Genomic DNA, 20,965 nt, shown 5'->3' on the forward strand with positions numbered 1-20,965 from the left:
CTTACACCCCTTGCTTCTCGCCCCAAAGGATTTTATGTAATTGCAGCTGCATTCTGACATGCAACTGGTCCTGCAATATCCAGCCGGCAAGGGTCTCGCCACTCACTTGATTAAAGCTTGGGGAGAACAAATGATCACAGTCCGCAGGGAACGGCTGTTCGGCCATCATTTGCCTGGTCCAATCATAATCTTCACGGCTACAGATAACCCATTTCACCTCATCGCCGGCTTTTAGCAACGGCAGATTCTCCCAGCGGTTTTTCAGCATTTCGCCGGAACCCGGAGTTTTCACATCCATGATGACTTTTACTCTTTGATCTACGGGCGTCAAATCCATGGCACCGCTCGTTTCCAGGGAAACCCGGTAGCCGGCATCACACAATCTGGTCAGTAAATCAGCACAGCCTTTTTGTGCTAATGGCTCACCGCCGGTGACACAGACATAGCGCGTGCCATACTGCTCAACCTGCTGCATGATCTCGTCCAGCGTCATATTGCTGCCACCTTTGAACGCGTATTCAGTATCGCAATACGCGCACCGCAACGGGCAACCTGTGAGACGAATGAAGACCGTCGGCAAGCCGACACGGGAACTTTCGCCCTGCAAAGAATAAAAGATTTCGAAAATTCTGAGTGTGGTCATGGGAGTAATAAAGTAAACGGGCAGATATTGCTATCTGCCCGTTATTATCGCCGAAATTAGGCAATTTCAATCATGCAAACTACTACTTAATGCTTTCAAGCACCTTCAGGCGTTTTTGCGCGCTAGGTGTTACTTCTGCTGAAGGGTGGGCCGCAATCAACTCTTTTAATGTCTTCTTGGCTGCTGGTATCTGGCCTAACTGAATCTGGCTATTGGCCAGACTGAGCATGGCATTTGGCGCCAGCGGATGCGAAGCATAGTTTTCCAGGAACTTTTGCTGGGTTGCCACTGAAGATTTGTAGCTCTTGAGCGCAAACTGGGTATACCCCATGCCATACAATGCATCGGGCGCCAATTTGCTGCCAGAGTAGGTTTTCAAAAAGTTGTCATATGCAGTAAACGCCTCTTTGTATTTACCTGCCTGGTTAAGCGACTCCGCTTCAGAAAAAGCACGTGCCTCCTGCTGGGATGCATCAGATGGCTTATTGGCATCACTACCGGCTGCGCCGGGCACAGCAACACCTAACTGCCCGGAAACCTGCTGTGCCAGCGACTCAAGACCTTTGACACGGGTATCCAGGTCGGTGTACTGCGCATTTTGCTTGGTGCGCATATCCTCCAATTGATGGTTGACGACTTCGAGGTCACCCTTCAACTGCGCAACATCCTGCCGGATTTGTTCAAGCTGGTTCTGCATATCCAGCAGACCTTTGCCATTGATCAGCGCTTCCAGGCTTTGCACCCTTTTATCCAGAGATTGCTGGATACGCGTCAAATCACCAATCGATTTTTGCTGCGCATCATGCTCGGAGGCCTGCTTATTCTCTAACTCAAGAATACGTTTCCTGGCTTCAGCATCATCAAACAACGCCGCATGGCTGACTGCCGAAACAGTCAGCCCCAGTAAGGCAATCGAAATTGCTTTACGCAAATTATTGGCCTGCATAAACAACATCTACGCGACGGTCATGCTGGAAGCAATCGTCGTCAGCACAATTCTGCTTGGAGCGCTCTTCACCGTAGCTAACAGTTTCGATCTGGTTATCGCTAACGCCCAATACGTTCAAGGCATTTTTTACAGCTACAGCACGACGTTGACCCAGTGCCAGGTTGTACTCATGTGTACCACGCTCATCGGTGTTACCTTGCAATACCACTTTGGTTTGTGGATGTGCAGCCAGATATTTGGCGTGGTTAGCTACCAGTTCTTTGTACTCTGAACGGATTGCGTCGCTATCGTAATCAAAGAAGATTTGACGTTTAGCCAGTTCAGCCGCGCTTAACTGATCTTTGCCGCTATCAACATCAACTGTTTTGATATCAATTTTGTTAGTACCAGCAGAACCATCATTACCATTGTTCTGTGAGTTTGAAATTGGCTTAGTCACGCTTGAATCTTCAACTTTTGCCGGGTTCATTGGGGTGCTTTTACAAGCAGTCAATACCAATGCGAGAGCTGCGATTTTCCAGATATTATTGTTCATACTTTCTCCTTAAATTGAGTTACAAAACTAAAATTCATCCATACCTACTTGGGTGCCGCTTGCGCAGGTCCCCAGGCAGGTTCACGAATATCACCACCAGCTTCAGATAAACGCTGCCTTACCAGGCCATCCACTGTCACTGTCGCCAACGTGCCTTTTCCACCCACGCGCGTTGCATACATGATCGTGCGTGCATTTGGTGCAAAGCTAGGGGATTCATCCTGTGAGCCAGTGCTTAGCAGCTTGACGTCTCCAGAACCAAGATCTTGTACAGCAACTTTGAACGAACCACCATCATTACGGATGTAGGTCAGGTATTTCCCATCAGGTGAAAAACGCGGACTCACGTTATAACCCCCTTCAAATGTCACCCGTGAAGCTGAACCACCCGAAGCAGGCACTTTATATATCTGCGGGCGTCCGCCACGGTCTGAACTGAAATAAATGAACTGGCCATCTGGAGAGAAAGCAGGCTCAGTATCAATCGAGCTGCTCTTGGTTACTTGTTGCAGGTTTGAGCCATCAGCCGAGATAGTATAAATCTGAGAGTTTGCGCCATACGTCAACACTACCGCCAGTTTACTGCCATCCGGGGCCCACGCTGGTGCACTGTTATTACCCTTGAAGTTGGCAACGACTTTGCGCTCGCCGGTATAAAGTGATTGGACAAAAACGATAGGTTTCTTTTTCTCAAAAGACACATAGGCCATTTTGCTGCCGTCAGGTGCCCATGCTGGTGAAATAATCGGTTCATTTGAAGACACCAGGGTTTGTGCATTAAAACCATCGTAATCAGCAATCTGCAGCGTAAAACGCTTACCTGCTTTGGTCACATACGCGATACGTGTGGCAAAAGCGCCTGGCTGGCCGGTGAATTTTTCATAAATCTGGTCAGCAATTAAATGCGCAACGTGCCTGTATTGGCTAGGAGAAACAGTATAAGTAGATTGCAACAAAGGTGTTTGGCGCAAAACGTCCATCACCTGAACATTGATTTTCAAATTACCATTGGCTGTTTGCTGAACTTCACCAATGCTCAAGCCTTGTGCCTTGAGTGCAGTCCAGTCGGTATATTTGATTTGTGCAGCCGTCGTAGGCAATGAAGGCACGCCGCTGGTGTTCAGCACACGGAACATACCGCTGCCTTTTAAATCATTGCTGATGATTTCATGAATACGGCTTTTGCCTTGTACATTGGCAGGCTCGTTCAATGGCAAAATTGCAATAGGAATCTGGATGGCGCTACCACCGCTAATCTCGATTTCAAGCGCAGCTTGAGCAGGATTTGCAAACATCCACACCAGGATACTGGCGCAAAACGCATTGATTAAAGCCCGACGATTATCTATCAGGCGGCTTTTAACTCTTGTCATGGTTACAATATTATTCACTTTAAATTGCCTGTTATATGAAGAATTATAGCGAAAAGCCCGGCCAACGTCATTTCGACGCTAACCGCGCGGTTTAAATTTCAAATGTAACAACTCCAGCAATGCTTTACGCACTGCCGGGTCATCAGGTAAATCAAACGGTTTAGCTGCCACAATGGCGCGGAAAACAGCATCATCACAAACCGTGTCGCCAGAACCTTTAACCATCTTAGGCATACCGGATAAATCACCAGTATTGGTCAATTGTATGTCAAACAACAATTGAGGATTTGAAACCGGACACAGACCAGGGTTGACGTTACTCCTGATTTTACGATTCATAAGCCCGACGTAATAACTTAAAACAGAAGGATCCACTGGTCCGGTCGCGGCAGCTTGTGCATCCAGATCCTGCTGCCGCATGGCATCCTGCACTTTCTTCAGCTTTTCTTCTGCTTCTTCCTTACGTAGAGCTTCCTGAATTTTCTTCAGTTTCTCCTCCTGCTTTTTCTTCTCTTCTTCTTTCTTTTTCTCTTCCTCTAACTTTTGTTTTTTCTCATCTTCCCGCTTTTTGAGTGCAATTTCCGCTTCTTGTTCCGCTTTATTCACTTGCGGCTCTGGCGGCGTGACTTTTTCTGGTGGTTTTGGCTTAGGCTCTGGTTCTGGCTCAGGAGGCTTAGGCGGTTCCGGCTTTGGTGGTTCTGGCGCAGGCTTAGGCGGCGTCTTGCTGGGTAAACTATCCCATAACGTCGCCTCCATTACCGAAGGATTCACATGCACGGCTTTCCAGTCGATCATAAAAACCATCGCTAGAAATAGCGCGATATGCATCAGCACAGACAATATCGCTGCACGTCTGCGGAATATCTGATCTTGTGGTGAATGTGAGATTTTCATTAAATATGCGACCTGCCGCTTATTTTTCGTTCTGGAACAGCAAACCAACCTGGTTGACTTGTGCCTGTTTCAACAAATCCATCACAGAAACCACTTCTCCATAAGGCGTATTTTTATCGGCAGAAACCACGACTGGTTTTTCTGATTCGGATAACTTCTGACGGATCAATGCCAGCATGTCATCCCGCTCCATCTCCTTGCCATCCATGGTCACGGTGCCTTCTTTCAAAACGGTCACCACAATCGGGTCACCACTTTGTTTCAAGGCCTGCCCGACTTTTGGCAATTCCACCATGCCAGGATTAGTCATCGGCGCGGTCACCATAAAAATCACCAGTAATACCAGCGTCACATCAATGTAGGGCACAACATTGATCTGGTTCATCATGCGCCGTTTACGCGTTCTGCTCATAAGCGCTCCGATCAGGCTCTACGTTGCAAAATGTTGGTAAATTCTTCCATAAAGCTTTCGTAACGGACCAGCAGCCGATCTACGTTAGCTGCAAAACGGTTATAGGCAATCACCGCTGGAATCGCAGCAAACAAACCAATCGCTGTCGCCACTAATGCCTCTGCAATACCTGGCGCTACCTGGCTCAGCGTAGCTTGTGCCACATTAGATAATCCACGGAAAGAGTTCATGATGCCCCACACCGTTCCGAACAGACCGATGTACGGACTGACTGAACCTACTGATGCCAGAAAAGGCAAATGCGAATCCAGGTAATCGAGTTCGCGGTTATACGCTGCGCGCATGGCGCGACGTGTCGCTTCCATCACATCGCTGATTTCTGCGTCTTTTTGCGCATCTTTCTGCTGTTTGTGGCGGATAAATTCTTTTAAACCGGCCTGGAAAATACTGGCCATGCCTTGAGGTACCTTGCGGCCTGAGCCTATACGCTCATACAACTCGTTCAAGTCACCACCAGACCAGAATTGTGCTTCAAATTGATCGACATTTTCAGCGGCGGCCTTTAATGAAAACACTTTAATGAAGATATACCACCAGGATGCCAGCGAGGTCAGCAATAAAATCAGCATGACCACCTGGACGGGCAAACTCGCCCCGCTCACCAGGGTAAAAATCGACATATCGTTTGTTACATTCATGAAGACTCCAGTGCTATTTTGATACGGGCCGGAATACCCGTGGGTTTAAATGAATCCGCGTCTACACAGGCAACTTTTACCTGTGCTTCTAATAAAACCAATTCGTCCCGCAAAATCTGTTGCTGGCAGCTAAAACTGCCAAGCCGCATTTCAGTGACCTGCGAAACAATTGTTAACTCGTCATCCAGCCTCGCTGGCTTCTTAAATTGTATTTGCATGCTGTGCACAACAAATAACACCTGCTCATTTTGTCGCAACACGGCCTGGGCAAAACCCAGGCCGCGCAACCATTCAGTCCGCGCACGCTCCATAAAGTTCAGATACTGGCTGTGGTATACCACGCCGCCGGCATCCGTATCTTCGTAGTAGACCCGCACGGGAAATTCAAATGGTTTACTGTCCGCCATCTTGCCATAACTCTCCGCTGACCATGCTGGCAGGCGCTTTTAATCCAAAATGCTGGTAGGTTAACAAGGTTGCGACGCGGCCACGCGGCGTGCGCATCATATAGCCTTGCTGAATCAGGTAAGGCTCCAGCACATCCTCAATCGTATCGCGTTCCTCGCCGATCGCGGCAGCAAGATTATCCAGGCCTACCGGGCCACCGCCAAATTTCTCTATCACCGCTTGTAACAATTTGCGATCCATCACATCCAGTCCTTGCTGGTCGACATCGAGCATTTTCAAGGCAGCATCAGCAATCACATTGGTGACTATACCGTCGGATTTTACTTGTGCGTAATCGCGCACCCGCCGTAACAGACGATTGGCTATGCGAGGTGTACCACGCGCCCTGCGCGCGATTTCGACAGCACCGGCCTGTTGCATTTCAACCTCCAGCAGATTGGCTGAACGCGCCACAATCTTGGCCAGTTCATCGTGGCTGTAAAACTCTAATCTTGCGACGATACCGAAACGGTCCCGCAGCGGATTGGTCAGCATGCCGGCACGGGTAGTCGCGCCCACCAAAGTAAATGGCGGCAAATCCAGGCGCACACTACGCGCCGCCGGGCCCTCACCAATCATGATATCCAGACGGTAATCTTCCATCGCCGGATACAGAATCTCTTCCACCACCGGGCTCAGGCGGTGGATTTCATCAATAAAAAGCACATCATTGGGTTCGAGGTTGGTCAGCAGCGCTGCCAGGTCACCGGCGCGCTCAAGCACCGGGCCAGAAGTCATGCGCAGATTAACGCCCATTTCTTTGGCGATGATATGGGCAAGTGTGGTTTTACCTAGCCCCGGCGGGCCGAACAGCAATACATGATCCAGTGCTTCCTGGCGGCCGCGCGCGGCATTGATGAAAATCTCTAGTTGACCGCGTGCTTTTTCCTGGCCGACGTATTCGTCGAGCACTTTCGGCCGAAGCGCTCGCTCCAGCGCTTCTTCCTGCACGCTGACTGTGGCAGGAGCGACAAGTCGATCGGTTTCTATCATGGGATGGTCGGTGATGAGGTCATGGAACACATAGTGTCAATGCAAATTTAATCAGTGCAGGACTTCATTGCCGCTAATTTAAGAAGTTATTTTTTATGCATCATACCATGGCGCGCCTGACTATTACAGGCGCCCGCTGATGCGAGCCTTGGTTTGGTTTTTGTGGATTATTTGGAAAGATATTTCAGTGCCTGGCGTATACCATCACTGACACCGACACCCGGCTCGAGCAATTTGATCGTCGCTGTCGCTTCGCGCTCGTTGTAACCGAGCGCCACCAGCGCATTCAGGATGTCATCGGTGGCCGCTTTAGCCACCGGCTGCGCCGAAGTGGAGCCGGTCACCACAAACTTGTCTTTTAATTCCAGCAACAAGCGCTCTGCGGTTTTTTTACCAATCCCAGGCACACGCGTCAGCATGGCCACTTCTTGCTGGCTGACTGCCAGCATTAAATCATTGACGCTGACACCACTCAAAATAGAGAGCGCTGACTTAGCACCAATGCCATTCACTTTAAGCAACTGCTTGAAGGTGTTTTTCTCTTGCTCGCTACCAAAACCATATAGCAATTGCGCATCTTCACGCACGACCATGTGCGTCAGCAATTGCACCGGCTGGCCAAGTTCAGGCAGGTTATAAAAGGTGCTCATAGGCACCTCGACTTCGTAGCCTACGCCATTACAATCCACCACAATCAGCGGCGGTGATTTTTCCAGCAGACGACCATTCAGACGCGCAATCATACTAACCTTCCATTTTTGACTCTGAGTCCAGTTGTTGCCAGTGCACCCAGGCCTTGCCCACCATGCGCATGGCAGATGGCACAAGCCAGCGCATCCGCCGAGTCCGGGCTTGGGTTTGCAGGGAGTTTTAACAGGCGCTTGACCATTTCCTGCACCTGCTCTTTTTGGGCGTGTCCGTTTCCGACCACAGATTGTTTCACTTGTAACGCGGTATATTCCGCAACAGACAGTTGTTTAATAACTGCTGCTGAAATCGCTGCGCCACGCGCCTGGCCAAGTAACAACGTCGATTGCGGATTCACATTTACAAATACTTTTTCAATCGCCACCTGGGTCGGCTGGTAGGTATCGATCACTTCAAACAAGCCATCCAGAATAACCTTCAATCGCTCTGGCAAAGCTTCTTTTTCTGCTTCGCCAGCGACACTCTTTTTGGCAGATGCCGTTTTAATCACGCCGCTGCTGACATAACTCAACTTGCCACCAACGGCTTCTATCACGCCAAAACCGGTGACGCGCAGGCCGGGATCTATGCCTAGAATACGCTGCATGGTCATGGCAGATGTGCCGCTGGAAAAGTCAACTAGCTCTCTTCAATCACTGCCGAAGTATAGACATCCTGCACATCATCCAGGTCTTCCAGCATATCGAGGATTTTTTGCATTTTCACTGCATCGTCGCCGGTAAATACCACTTCATTGAGTGGTTTCATGGTCACTTGTGCCATCACTGCTTTCAGGCCCGCAGCTTCCAATGCTTCCTTTACCGTCACAAAATCATTCGGTGCGGTGATGACTTCAATACTGCCATCTTCATCGGTAATCACATCTTCAGCACCGGCTTCTAGGGCAGCTTCCATCACAGCATCTTCGGAAACCCCCGGTTCAAATACCAGCTGGCCACAGTGCTTGAACATAAACGCCACGCTGCCATCCGTGCCCAGGTTACCGCCATGTTTGGTCAGCGCATGCCGCACATCCATCACCGCACGCTGCCTGTTATCGGTCAGGCAATCAATAATGATAGAAGCGCCGTTGATGCCATAACCTTCATAACGGATTTCTTCGTAATTCACGCCCTCCAGCTCACCGGTGCCCTTTTTGATGGCTCGCGTGATATTGTCAGAAGGCATGTTCTCTTCTTTAGCGGCAGCCACGGCAGCACGCAGGCGCGGGTTCATGGCGATATCGCCACCACTCAGCCTGGCTGATACCGTGATTTCCTTGATTAACTTGGTGAATATTTTTCCGCGTTTGGCATCCTGGCGACCTTTACGGTGCTGGATATTGGCCCATTTACTATGTCCCGCCATGTAATGTCCTTATCAGTCTATGCTGCAATGGTTGTTTCTTAAAAGTGGCGATTTTACCACACCGCACGCACCGGATTTTCATTGTTCACCCACAATCATCATGCTGGGCAATCCTTCATATATTGATAACCACAAGTCCAAATCAAACCACCAGTGTTTGATTTTCCAACGCCAAAACTTCTGCATTTACATATGCAAAACTGGTTTTTTTTGTTTATAAAGAAATGTTAGTATTTGTTTCCCTTTGTATTTAAGGACGCTGAATATTCTTAATAAGGGGATTTTTATTGCGGTGTTTTATTAATGATAAACATCGCTATAAAGCTTGGAGAAGTAAAGAAAACAAATTAAGGAGAAGTGTATGGCATTACTTAAAACCCTGACTTTCGGATTGTTTGGCACTGTCAATGATGTGATTGATGGCACCCAGGCGAAGTTGAATAGCATACTTCCGCAAGTCATTACTCCAGTGGATAACGCCGTCGACCATTTACTCGGCAGTACCGGCAGCCTGCTAAATGTGGGAGGTTTAGTGAACACAGTAACAGGTACTGTAGGTGGCGTAATCAATACCGTTAACCAAACCGTCGGCCATAGTGTCGCAGAGGTAGGTACGCTGGTAAACGGCACCACTGCCTTGGTTGGCGATGTGGTGGCGGGCACCGGAGACTTGCTGGAAGACGTTACAGGCGTGCTCGCCAACACAACTACCACCCTTGGTGAGGTGGTCGGAAGTACCACCAGCCTGGTAGATGTTGAAGCCGTTGTAGGTACCGTCAACAATATCGTTGGTGACGTAGTGCATGCCACAAACACGCTTCTGGATCAGACAGCCACCACTGTAGGCGCTACTGTGAATGGCGCGACCGCCACAGTGGGTACTTTGTTGACCGATGTCACCACAGAAATCGCAGCACTCGTGAATGGTGCCGGCGATGGCGCACCACAAGATATCACAACTGCAGTAGGTGGCGTGGTTGGCACCGTTTCTGGTGTAGTAGCAGGTGCTCCAGAAACCGTCGGCAATTTGCTTGATAGTGCAACCGCCCTGGTTGATATAAGCGGTTTGCTGGGTAGCGTCACTAATGTGGTGGACAATGTGACCAGCCAGGTGGATGTCGGTGGTTTGCTGGGCAATGTCACAGGTTTGCTGGATGTGAATGGTGTGGTCAATACCGTTACCGACGTGACTCAAGGTGTCACCGGGGAAGTGCTGAATGTTGCGGACGTACTGTTTGAAACTACCGATGGCTTGCTGGATGGCGTGATTGCTGCGGCGGGCGACATTACCGCAACAACACCAGCCGTGACTGCCGGCTTGACACATGCAGTAGGTGATTTAACACATGCTGTAGGCGACCTGGGTTCAGTACTCGGCAACCTGCTGGGTGGAGTCAACAACGGCTTGCATGAACTGGCTTGATAGCCATCATTTAATGGAAAAAGCCCGCATGTGCGGGCTTTTTTATATGGCTTTCACAGGTTTTGGCTGCTCGCGAATAGTGACCCACGAAATCACCAGCAGCGCAAATGCAATCAATACCATACCGATAGACTCCATTGCATCCGGGACTTCACCAAGTTGTATCCAGGCTGCAATCACGCCTATCACCGGCGCCAGCATGGAGCCCATGCTCGCTACACCTGCTGGCAGCCTTTGCAGGGCAAACAGCCATAGCAGCCAGGCGAATGCGCCACAGAGAATCACATTGAACAACACTGCGCCTATCAAATAGGGTTCCCACATAATGGGCGGCGCAGGTACCAGGAAAGCAATCGCGATCATCGGCAACGAGCCCAGCAACATTGGCCACGCGGTGAGATTGATTAAATCCAGGTCAGGATGACGCCTGTGCAATTTTTTAGTCATGATGACCGACAATGACCAGGAAATACCGGAAATCACTGCCAGTGTCATGCTGAAAGCATCGGCGCGGATATGTAGTGGATCAAAAATAAATATCATGCCGAGCACGGCGGAAATCACAGCCAGCCATTGCCAGCCATGCACACGCTCACCTAATAGTGGCCACGCGAACAATAATGTCCAGAAAGGCATGGTGTAAGTGAGCACCGCTGTTTTACCGGCGCCGCCCTCAACCAGTGCCCACATTAACACACCGGTAAATCCTACATTCTGCAATATACCCAATACCAGCATGGTCGGGAACTCGGTAAGTCGCATGGACCGGCGTGTCACATACAACACCAGAAACAACACCAGCGCACCAAAAAAGGTGCGCATGGCCGCAAACTGGAAAGGCCCCGCATAATGCAGAGCGCTTTTCATCACCACCCAGTTATAGCCCCAGATAATGGCGAGCACTAATAAGGCGGTGAGCGCCTGAGAACGCTGTTTGACTAATTGATCCATACTGTTTATTCGTAGTGAATATAGCTTGAGAGAGTCAGGTTAATTAAGCGCCAGCCGGCAGCGCATAATTAACCTGATTGGATTAGTTCCAGATATGCGTCACCGCCAGCCACTGGCCGTCAGCCTGTTTTTGGAAAACTACTTGCACATTACCGCCAAATTGCTGTTTGACACCATCTTCACCGACCATGGCGCCCGCCCAGTTGCCTGTTTGCGTTGCCAATGACTCTGTGACGACTGCATCTTTCATTGTCAGTGCGTGCTCAATGACGCCGGCCTGGATCAAACCACCAAAGAAATCTGCGATTGCCTGGCGACCTTTCACTGGCTCGCCTGCTGGTGCCGGCAGTACAATGGCGTTTTCTGCATACAATGCTGCAATTGCCTGGGTGTTTTTACTATTGAATGCGGCGTCAAATTGCGTATTCAATGTGGTTAAAGTCTCAACTGTAGTCGCCATCTTTTACTCCTTTAAAAATACTATGAATTACTGATTGAAATCCCAGGCGGACATTCCTTGGTCTATCACGCCTAAAATAGTTTGCAGATCACTACGCTGGTTTTCCGACAAGCCCTGCATGCATAAACGCAAGCGAGTGTAATAATCCGGCATCACCGCATCCAGCTTGGCCTGACCAGCTGCTGTCAATTTGACCTGCACGCTGCGCCTGTCTTGTGGTGCAGAAATTCGCTGCACTAATCCGCCTTGTTCCAGACCATCCAGCAAACCGGTCATGGTTGCGCGTGTGACCCCGATTTTTTCTGCCAGCACAGAAGGCACACACGTTAAATCCTGCTCGCGCATCAGCAAAATAAGCACCCACCAGCGCCCTTGCAGCAAGTCATGTTTGGTCAAACAGGCGTCTAGTGCGAGCGACAAATCGGTTCCCACCCTGAGCAACATCAAAAAACTGGCAATCGCAGTGACGTCGGCAGCAGGATACCTTTCAGCAAATCGCTGCAATACTTCTTGGGTAGGAAGATCTCTGAGTTGCAACATAATTAGGATCATTATAGTTAGCTTCCTAATTATGTCAAGCGTAATGAAAGATTTTACTCAGGCGACCATCGGTGTATATTTAGATATTTGTGATCATGATAGGAGGAAGTGATGAAGACTCTTCAGCAAGTACTCAATCAGAAAACTCACCAGGGGATCATCAGCATTGCCCCTAACAGGCCGGTGTATGACGCCCTGGTTATTCTCTCAGAGTACAAAATTGGCGCACTGGCTGTCATCAAGGATGGCGAGCTGGTCGGTATTTTCTCTGAGCGGGATTATGCGCGCGAGATTATTCTCAAAGGCCGCTCCTCAAAAACGACAGACGTAGGGGAAGTCATGACGCAAAAAGTCATCACCGGGAAACCTGACGAACTGGTGGAATCCGCCATGAACACCATGCTTGAAAAACGCTTCCGGCACTTGCCAGTGGTGGATAAAGGGAAAATGCTGGGCATGTTATCGATTGGCGATATTTTGAAAGAAACGATTAGCTATCAGCAGGAGCTGATTAAACAGCTGGAAAGCTATATTCATAGTTGAATCAGTGCTTTCCCTGATTGCACGAGCAATTCAAGCCAACATAAAAATAATGCCGCCCTGATGTGGCGGCATTATTTTTAACGCTCTATTTAAAGGCTACGCTGCCTTATTCACCAATAATCTTGATCAACACCCGCTTGTTGCGACGGCCATCGAACTCACCGTAAAAAATCTGTTCCCATGGGCCAAAATCTAACTGGCCTTCAGTGATAGCGATTACCACTTCTCGGCCCATGATCTGGCGCTTGATATGTGCATCGGCATTATCTTCACCGGTATCATTGTGGCGATAACCACTCACAGGTTCGTGCGGTGCCAGTTTTTCCAGCCAGACTTTGTAATCGTGATGCAGCCCACGCTCATCATCATTGATAAATACACTGGCAGAAATATGCATGGCATTGATCAACACCAATCCTTCTTTCACTTTGCTCTCGCGAACGCAGGCGATGACATCTTCTGTGATGTTTTTAAAATCCATCCGTGCCGGAATGTTAAACCACAACTCTTTGCGAAAACTTTTCATACTTTATTCTCCTGATTCCGATGAGCTTATTTTAACACTGGCTGACAAACTCCAGCGATTGAAGAATGCAGGCCATAAAAGCAAAAGGGCCTCATTCGAGACCCTTTATTAACCCGTTATGCAATTTAGCTGTGCACATCAACGCTTTGCGTAAAAGTTTTGCCCTCATTATCGGTGGCGACTATTTCCAGTTTACCTGGGGCATCAGGCACGAAGCTGAATTTCATATACGGATCTTCACTGGTACCCACACCCACATCTACTGTCATCAACTCTTTACCGTTGTAGGTAAATGTCGTCTTATTGATATAAAAAGCCGGCACATACCCTTGTGAAACCAGGTCACGCTGTAAACCTGTGCGCATGACGTGCCTGATATTAAAAGTAGCGGTGGCTGTTTCACCCATTTTGGGCGCATCGACATTGAGTTTGATTTTACCAGCGGCGGTACGCACTTCAGATTCGTTATTGTCCACCGTACCGCCACAGCCGCCAGCTGCGCGAATTTCACGTTTTGCCATGTATAACTTGCCATCGGCAGTTTCGCCAATCAAGCGCACATAAGAATCTGTTTCTTGCCGGATTCGGGTGGCCATGTGAAAACCATTCAAGCTATCGGTTAAATGATAAGTAGAAGCTAACTGAATCGGATTGGCATCGACTATCACATATAATTTCTTAAGATCAACTCCATTCGCGGCCGCTTTGTCATAAGTGAAAGTAACCGGCACTTGTGCTCCACTCTCGGCGCGTTTAGGCGCTTCAATTTTCAGGAAGTCCACCTCCTGAATATCCCGTTTAGGGAAAAATGCCTCTTTCACAATTGCCCATAGTTTAGGATCCGCTTCAGCTTGCGCAAATGTGCTCAAGCAAAGTGCCGACAATGCTATTACCAATATCCATAATCTTTTCATTTGATTCCCCATGTCTCGTGTCTAGCTTATTATTTATTTCAATTTGTTTATATCAACGCCATGAAAGCCATTCTGCTCCGGAAACACAACTTGAATATGTGATACTCATCACACTTTAATGCTTACAAGTATTTCTAATAGTTACGCCTGTTTGCTTGGGTCGCCAGAAGGACGCATCTCATAATCAGGGTCAGCATACTCTTCAAAATTTAGCTCTACGCCATTGCCGGCAGGGTCGCGCAGGTTAATTTGCTGTATGCCATTGGCCAATGTGCGAGTAGTGTATTCCAGCGAATAGGACTTCAGGCGCGCTTCCATCTCCGGCATATCGGTACAGGTAAATGAAACATGGTCGAAAGTGCCATGCACGTGTAGCTTCGGCGCTTCGGCAGTTTTGTATTCGGCCAGGTGAATCACGTCGTTATTGCCAATATACAGCCAATAACCATAGGTGGTACTGGCAACGCGTTTGCCAACCGTTAGCCCTAGAACATCGCAATAAAAATCACGCAGCTTGTGCATGGTGTCGCGATCAGAGCGGAAATTCACATGATTGATTTCGGTTAACGGCATGATTACCTTATGAAAAAAAATGATTACAGTCGGCAACTATAGTACAAAATTTCTTGCGTACAAAACTTAATGCAACGCAATCAGAACTGGCATAAGGCAAATCCCTGCACACCAGCATTCGCCAATTGTTGCATGCCACCCAGTTCGGGCAGGTCAATCACAAAGGCGGCCTGTTCCAGCACACCACCCAACTGCCGGACAAGCGTTACCACCGCCAGTGCGGTGCCACCGGTTGCTATCAGGTCATCCACCAGCAGGATACGCTCACCAGGCTTGATCGCATCTTCATGCATTTCTAATGTATCTATACCATATTCCAGGGTGTAAGCTTGCGAAACGGTAGCCCATGGTAACTTGCCAGGCTTGCGTGCAGGCACAAAACCAATACCCAGTTTGACTGCCAGCGCTGCGCCGATAATAAAGCCTCGCGCTTCCATCGCCACTATCTTGTCAAATGTGTGCTGTTCAAATTGTTTGCTCAAACGATCAATCGCTGCGGAAAACCCTTGTTTATCCTGTAGCAGTGTCGTGATGTCACGAAACTGGATTCCTGCTTTGGGATAATCGGGAATAGTTCGGATCAAAGACTCAAACATAATCACCTTGCAATAAAAAAACGCGCCCTGAGGACGCGCTTGAACTTACTGAGCGCTTGCAGAAACCATGCAAGCATACCCATCATCAACTGGTAGCAGTATTTTGCTGACGTACGCGAATATGTAATTCGCGCAACTGCTTCTCATCCACCTCGTTTGGCGCATTGGTCATCAGGCACTGCGCGCGCTGGGTTTTCGGGAAAGCAATCACGTCACGGATAGACTCGGCCCCGGTCATCAAGGTTACCAGGCGGTCCAAACCAAAGGCTAAACCACCGTGCGGAGGCGCACCGTATTGCAATGCATCCAGCAGGAAACCGAACTTTTCTTGCGCTTCTTCCTTGCTGATTTTCAATGCATCAAATACTTTCGATTGCACGTCCTGTTTATGGATACGCACAGAACCGCCACCCACTTCCCAGCCATTCAGCACCATATCATAAGCCTTGGACAGGCAAGCGCCAGGATTGCTGACCAGCAAGTCTTCATGGCCATCTTTAGGGGCAGTAAACGGATGGTGCAGCGCAACCCAACGATCACCTTCTTCATCATGCTCGAACATCGGGAAATCAACCACCCACAATGGTGCCCACTGGCGACCATCGACATGGCCTTTTTCGTGGCCGACTTTGGTACGTAATGCGCCTAATGCTTCGTTGACGATCTTGGCTTTATCGGCCCCGAAGAACACAATATCGCCATTTTGCGCGCCAGTACGTTCAATAATTGCTTGCAGCGCATTGACGTGAATGTTTTTCACAATCGGGCTTTGCAGACCTTCCTCGTTCAACTTGGTAATGTCATTGATCTTAATGTAAGCGAGGCCTTTTGCACCGTAAATTTTGACGAATTCGGTATACGCATCGATTTCAGAACGGCTGATGGCCGCGCCGTTAGGGACGCGAATCGCCGCTACACGGCCACCTGTCATATTGGCCGCACCGGCAAACACTTTAAAATCGACATCTTTCATCACGTCGCTGAGCTCAGTGATTTCAAGCGTAACCCGCATATCCGGCTTGTCTGAACCGTAACGGTTCATCGCTTCACTGAAAGGCATGCGCGGGAATTGCGCTGGCAGATCCACATCCTGTACTTTTTTCAGCATGCGGCGGATCATTTCTTCCACCAGGTCCATGATGTCGTTTTCTTCAAGGAATGAAGTTTCGATATCGACCTGTGTGAATTCCGGCTGACGGTCTGCGCGCAGATCCTCGTCACGGAAACATTTGGTAATCTGGAAATAACGGTCAAAACCCGCCACCATCAGCAATTGCTTGAACAATTGCGGCGATTGCGGCAAGGCGAAGAACTGGCCGTGATGTACACGCGAAGGCACCAGGTAGTCGCGCGCACCCTCTGGTGTAGAACGTGTCAGCATTGGTGTTTCAACTTCTATAAAGCCGTTTTCATCCAGGTAGTCACGCAGGTTTTTTGCCACTTTATAACGCAGCATCAGGTTTTTCTGCATGGCCGGGCGGCGCAGATCGATATAACGATGCTCCAGGCGCACAGTTTCGGTCAGGGTATCGTCATCCAGCATAAACGGTGGCGTCAATGAAGGGTTCAGCACTTCAATCTCGCTTGCCAGCATTTCCACTTCACCGGTAGGCAAATTGCTGTTCACAGTACCCTCAGGACGGGCACGCACTTTACAGACCACACGCAGCACAAACTCGTTACGGACGGTTTCTGCAATGGCAAACGCTTCTTTGGTATCCGGGTCGATCACAATTTGCGCCAGGCCTTCACGGTCACGCAGGTCAATAAAAATCACACCGCCATGGTCGCGACGGCGATGGGCCCAGCCACACAGTGTCACAGTTTGTCCGATATGTTCGCGGTTTAAATGGCCGCAGTAATGTGTACGCATCATAATAATTTTTATAAAGTTGAAAGGGTTGCGGTTAGTGCTATTTTGGCAAAGGCGCCACTGTACCCATGCTGATAATGTATTTCAAGGCTTGATCTACACTCATATCCAGAGTGATCACGTCTGCTTTCGGCAGCATCAGGAAAAAACCCGAGGTCGGGTTAGGCGTGGTTGGCACATAGACGCTGACATATTCACCTTTTAGATGATTGGCAACATCGCCACCCGGCGTGCCTGTCAGGAATGCAATCGTCCATACGCCCTGACGCGGATACTCAATCAACAATGCCTGGCGGAATGCATTACCAGAATCAGAAAACAGGGTATCAGAAACTTGTTTGACGCTGGAATAGATAGATTTCACCACCGGGACCCGGATTAATAAACCTTCCCAAAGTTCAATCAGTTGCTGGCCAAAAATATTCGTCGCTACGAGGCCGGTCGCCAGCACAATCGCTACCGTCAATATCACGCCAAAGCCGGGGATATCCACGCCCAGCAAGGCTTCCGGACGCCAGGCAGCAGGCAGCAAAAACAAACTCTGGTCCAGCGTTTGCACTAAAGTTTTAAGCACCCAGACCGTAATAAATAAGGGGACCAGTACCAGCAAACCCGTGATGAAGTATTTTTTCATGGTGTCAGCTATTTGCTTTTAATGACAGGCGCAGCCAGCAGCGCACTTGACACCTTCTGTAGAAGCGGGCTCTGCAGCTTTACTGGCACTTGAATTACTGCCGCCTTTGAAGTCAGTTGCATACCAGCCACTGCCACTTAACTGGAAATTCGGCGCAGACACTTTTTTAGAAAAGGTCTCTTTTTGACATTGTGGACAGGTGTCCACACTAGGTGCAGAAACTTTGCGCATCAGCTCTTGCTGATATCCGCATTCGCTACATTGGAAATCGTAGATAGGCATATGTAAACGCAACCCAAAGGACAACTTGCTGAAAAAGATTTATTAAGCGGCAAATTATACATTATTCAAGCTGCAAAACATCAAAACGGCGGCGATGTAATTGAATTAAAAAGACTTTAAGGACTCATGCATGCAACAAACAAGCTTTAAAATGGCAGCACTTTCCAGCCTGTTTATCTTTCTGGGTTTAGTTAGCCGCGACCTGAATGCGCATCACCAACGCCTGACGCTCAATAGTGTGCCGTTAAAAACCCGTACCCTTTCAGCACTGGCTACGGATATTTTGTATTCTGAACCGACGCTGACTATTCGCCGGATTCAATAATCAGCGGCTAGAACGGCTGATTAAACTTGCGCTTCGTAAGTGGCTTGATCCAGCAACACTTCAACACCGCCAGCACTTGGCTCGAGCTTGAAAAGCCAGGTCGTATAAGGATGATCATTCACTTTTTCCGGGGATGACAACGCATCCTCGTTTATCGCCTGCACAACGCCAGTCAACGGCGCATAAATATCGGAACCGGTTTTTACTGATTCAATCAGCCCGCACACTTCAAATTGGGTTACGGCCTGACCAACTTTTGGCGGGTCTATAAACACCACGTCGCCCAGCATATTTTGCGCATAATCGCTCACACCAACCAGCCAAGACCCATCCTCAGATTGTGCCGCCCATGTGTGTTCTTTAGAAAAGAGGTATTTCAAGCCTGTTGACATAAGTTTTAAAAAAGAAAAATTAGGTGATAATAATTGTGCCATAGACTATTATTCCGACCAATGCTTATTAAGGTAGCGCTGTCACATTAGCAGTTGTAAAGCTTTAATTTTTTACACTAGAAAATTGCGATAAGTGATTGACTCTGAATAATAACTGGGCAATAATAAAACTGGTTTCTGGAAGGTAGATCATGAGTTTTTTCAAGCATTGTCTTAAAGTTTTACTGGTGAGTTCGATTGCATTTGCGCCAGCAGGCCAAGCGATTGCAAAATCCCCATCGAAAAAACAATCGGTTTCTAGTACCCAGAAGAAATACAGCCCGCGCGTTTCATCCGAATATCGCGTTAATCCAAACAAAACCAGAGCGATGCGTCCGGCCAAAGTCAGGGCGCATGCAAGAAAAGTTTCAAAACCTGCTGTTGATGCAGAGATGTTTGACTCTTTCACAGGCAAGTCTAGCAACAGCAATCTGGCAATTGCTTCGACCAAAGCGCTGGTGATGAACCAGAACACGCACGAAATTATTTACTCCAAAAACCTGGACACCCCTACTCCAATAGCGTCAGTCACCAAACTGATGACTGCCATGGTCGTTCTGGATGCGAAACTTAACCTGGCGGAAGAAGTTTCGATTACCGAAATGGACGTCGATTACCTTAAAGGTACTTCTTCACGCTTGCCGGTAGGCACCACCATGACCAGGGAAGATTTGCTGAACCTGGCACTCATTGCTTCTGAAAACCGTGCCGCATCAGCGTTGGCAACCCATTATCCGGGTGGAAAACAGCGCTTCATCCAGGATATGAATGCCAAAGCCGCAAGTTTGGGCATGATGAATACCCATTTCGAGGACTCCACCGGACTGAACAGCAACAACGTTTCTACCGCGATGGACTTGGCAAGAATGGTACATGCAGCGTATCAATACCCGACAATCCGCCAGATCACGACCACTTCTGATTACGACTTGAATGTTCACAGAAGGCAACCACTGCATTTCCATAACACCAATGCATTGGTGAGGGAAAGTACACGCAGCAGCTGGGAAATCGGGCTCTCAAAAACCGGCTACATCAGTGAAGCAGGCCGCTGTTTGGTGATGCAGGCAACGATTGCAGGCGAACCGCTGATATTGGTCTTACTGGATTCTGTCGGAAAATTGACGCGTATCGGCGATGCGAAACGGATTAAAAAATGGATGGAGCACAACTCCAATACATTAACCTCGCATAATGATGGTCGCGGCGACATCGTGCTGACAGGCTTATCGATGAGCAAAACGCTGGGGGAAGAAGCTAACTGAGCTGATCGTAGTCACTACATAAGCACAAGCAACAAAAAAGCCCGCAAGTAATGTGGGCTTTTTTACGTCATACACAAACCTTAATTAGGCTCGGCGCCGTCAAACTCCGGGTCATACCCTTCGCTGGCTGCGGCTTTGCGCTGATGCTCTTTCCATTGTTTACGCAGCACTTCTTTTTTCTCAGGGCTCAGACTCTGGAACTGCTGATAACGCTTACGTGCATTTTCCCGTTCATAAGGCGTCATGCGACTCCACTTCACTAACTGCTTCTGAACGCGCTGTTGTTTCTGGGCATCCATTTTCGGGTATTGATGGGCAATATCCAGCATTTTTTCGCGTTGCCATGGGCGTAGGGTATCCCATTCGCCTTTCAAAGGTGCCAGCACCAAGCGTTGCTGATCAGTTAATTGCGCCCAGGTAACATTGGCAGCAGGATCATCTGGCGACAGATCATTCTTGATCGCGCCAATATCGGCCATTGCCAATAATGCCGGACGTGAATTGAGATCACCAGCCTGCACTGAAAGTGCGCTTGCAGCGACTCCCAAAGACAACACCACACTCCCGAATACAAATGAATGATTTCGCATCACTTCTCATTGTTCCATTAATTTAAACCTAATAACCAAA

Annotated in this window: 28 protein-coding genes; 4 read left to right on the plus strand and 24 right to left on the minus strand. The window is 48.7% G+C overall.

The window, feature by feature from the left end:
• Position 1: 1 nt before the first annotated feature.
• From queE to ASG34_RS07370, 12 genes are all read right to left on the minus strand, one after another.
• On the minus strand, positions 2 to 643 hold the full coding sequence (gene queE / locus ASG34_RS07315; protein WP_055828725.1) for a 7-carboxy-7-deazaguanine synthase QueE: 642 nt from the start codon (positions 641 to 643) through the stop codon (positions 2 to 4).
• 82 nt (positions 644 to 725) lie between these two features.
• A complete protein-coding gene (locus ASG34_RS07320; protein WP_235559699.1) occupies positions 726 to 1,574 on the minus strand; it encodes a YbgF trimerization domain-containing protein in 849 nt (282 codons plus the stop codon).
• Between the two features lies 1 nt (position 1,575).
• Positions 1,576 to 2,127, minus strand: coding sequence for a peptidoglycan-associated lipoprotein Pal (pal, locus tag ASG34_RS07325; protein ID WP_055828728.1), 552 nt, complete (start codon positions 2,125 to 2,127; stop codon positions 1,576 to 1,578).
• A gap of 44 nt (positions 2,128 to 2,171) precedes the next feature.
• The gene (gene tolB, locus ASG34_RS07330) at positions 2,172 to 3,518 is read right to left on the minus strand and encodes a Tol-Pal system beta propeller repeat protein TolB (RefSeq protein WP_055828730.1); all 1,347 of its coding nucleotides are present in this window, start codon (positions 3,516 to 3,518) and stop codon (positions 2,172 to 2,174) included.
• A 60-nt stretch (positions 3,519 to 3,578) separates the two neighbouring features.
• Positions 3,579 to 4,394 carry a TonB C-terminal domain-containing protein gene (locus ASG34_RS07335; protein ID WP_055828732.1) on the minus strand — a complete coding sequence of 272 codons (816 nt, stop codon included), beginning with the start codon at positions 4,392 to 4,394 and terminating at the stop codon, positions 3,579 to 3,581.
• Between the two features lie 19 nt (positions 4,395 to 4,413).
• On the minus strand, positions 4,414 to 4,806 hold the full coding sequence (locus ASG34_RS07340) for an ExbD/TolR family protein (protein ID WP_055828735.1): 393 nt from the start codon (positions 4,804 to 4,806) through the stop codon (positions 4,414 to 4,416).
• A gap of 11 nt (positions 4,807 to 4,817) precedes the next feature.
• Entirely contained in the window at positions 4,818 to 5,504 is a 687-nt protein-coding gene (gene tolQ, locus ASG34_RS07345) for a protein TolQ (protein WP_055828737.1), read from the minus strand.
• Positions 5,501 to 5,911: a tol-pal system-associated acyl-CoA thioesterase gene (gene ybgC, locus ASG34_RS07350; protein WP_055828740.1), complete on the minus strand. Its 411-nt coding sequence runs from the start codon at positions 5,909 to 5,911 to the stop codon at positions 5,501 to 5,503. The genes tolQ and ybgC overlap by 4 nt, the downstream gene beginning before the upstream one ends.
• Positions 5,898 to 6,944 (minus strand): Holliday junction branch migration DNA helicase RuvB, encoded by a 1,047-nt coding sequence (ruvB, locus tag ASG34_RS07355; protein WP_055829167.1) that lies wholly within the window; start codon positions 6,942 to 6,944, stop codon positions 5,898 to 5,900. The genes ybgC and ruvB overlap by 14 nt, the downstream gene beginning before the upstream one ends.
• Before the next feature lie 167 nt (positions 6,945 to 7,111).
• Positions 7,112 to 7,687 carry a Holliday junction branch migration protein RuvA gene (gene ruvA, locus ASG34_RS07360; protein ID WP_055828743.1) on the minus strand — a complete coding sequence of 192 codons (576 nt, stop codon included), beginning with the start codon at positions 7,685 to 7,687 and terminating at the stop codon, positions 7,112 to 7,114.
• Entirely contained in the window at positions 7,684 to 8,244 is a 561-nt protein-coding gene (gene ruvC / locus ASG34_RS07365; protein ID WP_055828745.1) for a crossover junction endodeoxyribonuclease RuvC, read from the minus strand. Before ruvC ends, ruvA begins: the two co-directional genes overlap by 4 nt.
• A gap of 26 nt (positions 8,245 to 8,270) precedes the next feature.
• Positions 8,271 to 8,999, minus strand: a complete 729-nt coding sequence (locus ASG34_RS07370; RefSeq protein ID WP_055828748.1) for a YebC/PmpR family DNA-binding transcriptional regulator — start codon at positions 8,997 to 8,999, stop codon at positions 8,271 to 8,273.
• 361 nt (positions 9,000 to 9,360) lie between these two features.
• Here ASG34_RS07370 and ASG34_RS07375 point away from each other — a divergent pair, with 361 nt between their 5' ends.
• Complete coding sequence (locus tag ASG34_RS07375; RefSeq protein ID WP_055828751.1) at positions 9,361 to 10,422, plus strand: hypothetical protein; 1,062 nt, start codon at positions 9,361 to 9,363, stop codon at positions 10,420 to 10,422.
• Between the two features lie 42 nt (positions 10,423 to 10,464).
• Here ASG34_RS07375 and ASG34_RS07380 read toward each other — a convergent pair whose 3' ends face one another.
• The 3 genes from ASG34_RS07380 to ASG34_RS07390 all read right to left on the minus strand — a co-directional run bounded on the left by ASG34_RS07380 (position 10,465) and on the right by ASG34_RS07390 (position 12,373).
• Positions 10,465 to 11,373 carry a DMT family transporter gene (locus tag ASG34_RS07380; protein WP_055828754.1) on the minus strand — a complete coding sequence of 303 codons (909 nt, stop codon included), beginning with the start codon at positions 11,371 to 11,373 and terminating at the stop codon, positions 10,465 to 10,467.
• A gap of 82 nt (positions 11,374 to 11,455) precedes the next feature.
• Positions 11,456 to 11,833, minus strand: a complete 378-nt coding sequence (locus tag ASG34_RS07385; protein WP_055828757.1) for a YybH family protein — start codon at positions 11,831 to 11,833, stop codon at positions 11,456 to 11,458.
• Between the two features lie 27 nt (positions 11,834 to 11,860).
• On the minus strand, positions 11,861 to 12,373 hold the full coding sequence (locus tag ASG34_RS07390) for a MarR family winged helix-turn-helix transcriptional regulator (protein ID WP_055828760.1): 513 nt from the start codon (positions 12,371 to 12,373) through the stop codon (positions 11,861 to 11,863).
• A 111-nt stretch (positions 12,374 to 12,484) separates the two neighbouring features.
• Here ASG34_RS07390 and ASG34_RS07395 point away from each other — a divergent pair, with 111 nt between their 5' ends.
• Positions 12,485 to 12,916: a CBS domain-containing protein gene (locus tag ASG34_RS07395; RefSeq protein WP_055828763.1), complete on the plus strand. Its 432-nt coding sequence runs from the start codon at positions 12,485 to 12,487 to the stop codon at positions 12,914 to 12,916.
• A 106-nt stretch (positions 12,917 to 13,022) separates the two neighbouring features.
• Here ASG34_RS07395 and ASG34_RS07400 read toward each other — a convergent pair whose 3' ends face one another.
• The 7 genes from ASG34_RS07400 to ASG34_RS07430 all read right to left on the minus strand — a co-directional run bounded on the left by ASG34_RS07400 (position 13,023) and on the right by ASG34_RS07430 (position 18,314).
• Entirely contained in the window at positions 13,023 to 13,442 is a 420-nt protein-coding gene (locus ASG34_RS07400; protein ID WP_055828765.1) for a secondary thiamine-phosphate synthase enzyme YjbQ, read from the minus strand.
• Between the two features lie 125 nt (positions 13,443 to 13,567).
• Entirely contained in the window at positions 13,568 to 14,356 is a 789-nt protein-coding gene (locus ASG34_RS07405; RefSeq protein WP_055828768.1) for a quinoprotein dehydrogenase-associated SoxYZ-like carrier, read from the minus strand.
• A 141-nt stretch (positions 14,357 to 14,497) separates the two neighbouring features.
• A complete protein-coding gene (locus ASG34_RS07410) occupies positions 14,498 to 14,929 on the minus strand; it encodes a VOC family protein (protein WP_055828769.1) in 432 nt (143 codons plus the stop codon).
• Between the two features lie 80 nt (positions 14,930 to 15,009).
• Complete coding sequence (locus ASG34_RS07415) at positions 15,010 to 15,528, minus strand: adenine phosphoribosyltransferase (protein ID WP_200934472.1); 519 nt, start codon at positions 15,526 to 15,528, stop codon at positions 15,010 to 15,012.
• Between the two features lie 82 nt (positions 15,529 to 15,610).
• Positions 15,611 to 17,401, minus strand: a complete 1,791-nt coding sequence (gene aspS / locus ASG34_RS07420; RefSeq protein WP_055828775.1) for an aspartate--tRNA ligase — start codon at positions 17,399 to 17,401, stop codon at positions 15,611 to 15,613.
• Between the two features lie 37 nt (positions 17,402 to 17,438).
• A complete protein-coding gene (locus ASG34_RS07425; protein ID WP_055828779.1) occupies positions 17,439 to 18,032 on the minus strand; it encodes a DUF502 domain-containing protein in 594 nt (197 codons plus the stop codon).
• A gap of 18 nt (positions 18,033 to 18,050) precedes the next feature.
• Positions 18,051 to 18,314: an FmdB family zinc ribbon protein gene (locus ASG34_RS07430; RefSeq protein ID WP_055828782.1), complete on the minus strand. Its 264-nt coding sequence runs from the start codon at positions 18,312 to 18,314 to the stop codon at positions 18,051 to 18,053.
• Positions 18,315 to 18,444: 130 nt separating this feature from the next.
• Here ASG34_RS07430 and ASG34_RS07435 point away from each other — a divergent pair, with 130 nt between their 5' ends.
• The gene (locus ASG34_RS07435; protein ID WP_055828784.1) at positions 18,445 to 18,639 is read left to right on the plus strand and encodes a hypothetical protein; all 195 of its coding nucleotides are present in this window, start codon (positions 18,445 to 18,447) and stop codon (positions 18,637 to 18,639) included.
• A 20-nt stretch (positions 18,640 to 18,659) separates the two neighbouring features.
• Here the strand turns inward: ASG34_RS07435 and ASG34_RS07440 are convergent, their stop codons facing one another.
• Entirely contained in the window at positions 18,660 to 19,073 is a 414-nt protein-coding gene (locus ASG34_RS07440; RefSeq protein ID WP_235559700.1) for a glycine cleavage system protein H, read from the minus strand.
• Between the two features lie 185 nt (positions 19,074 to 19,258).
• Between ASG34_RS07440 and pbpG the strand changes: the two genes are divergently transcribed.
• On the plus strand, positions 19,259 to 20,335 hold the full coding sequence (pbpG, locus tag ASG34_RS07445) for a D-alanyl-D-alanine endopeptidase (protein ID WP_055829171.1): 1,077 nt from the start codon (positions 19,259 to 19,261) through the stop codon (positions 20,333 to 20,335).
• Positions 20,336 to 20,415: 80 nt separating this feature from the next.
• Here pbpG and ASG34_RS07450 read toward each other — a convergent pair whose 3' ends face one another.
• Entirely contained in the window at positions 20,416 to 20,925 is a 510-nt protein-coding gene (locus ASG34_RS07450; RefSeq protein WP_082504835.1) for a DUF3106 domain-containing protein, read from the minus strand.
• Positions 20,926 to 20,965 lie beyond the last annotated feature (40 nt).

The sequence above is a fragment of the Methylophilus sp. Leaf416 genome (assembly GCF_001424665.1).
Classification (GTDB): Bacteria; Pseudomonadota; Gammaproteobacteria; order Burkholderiales; family Methylophilaceae; genus Methylophilus.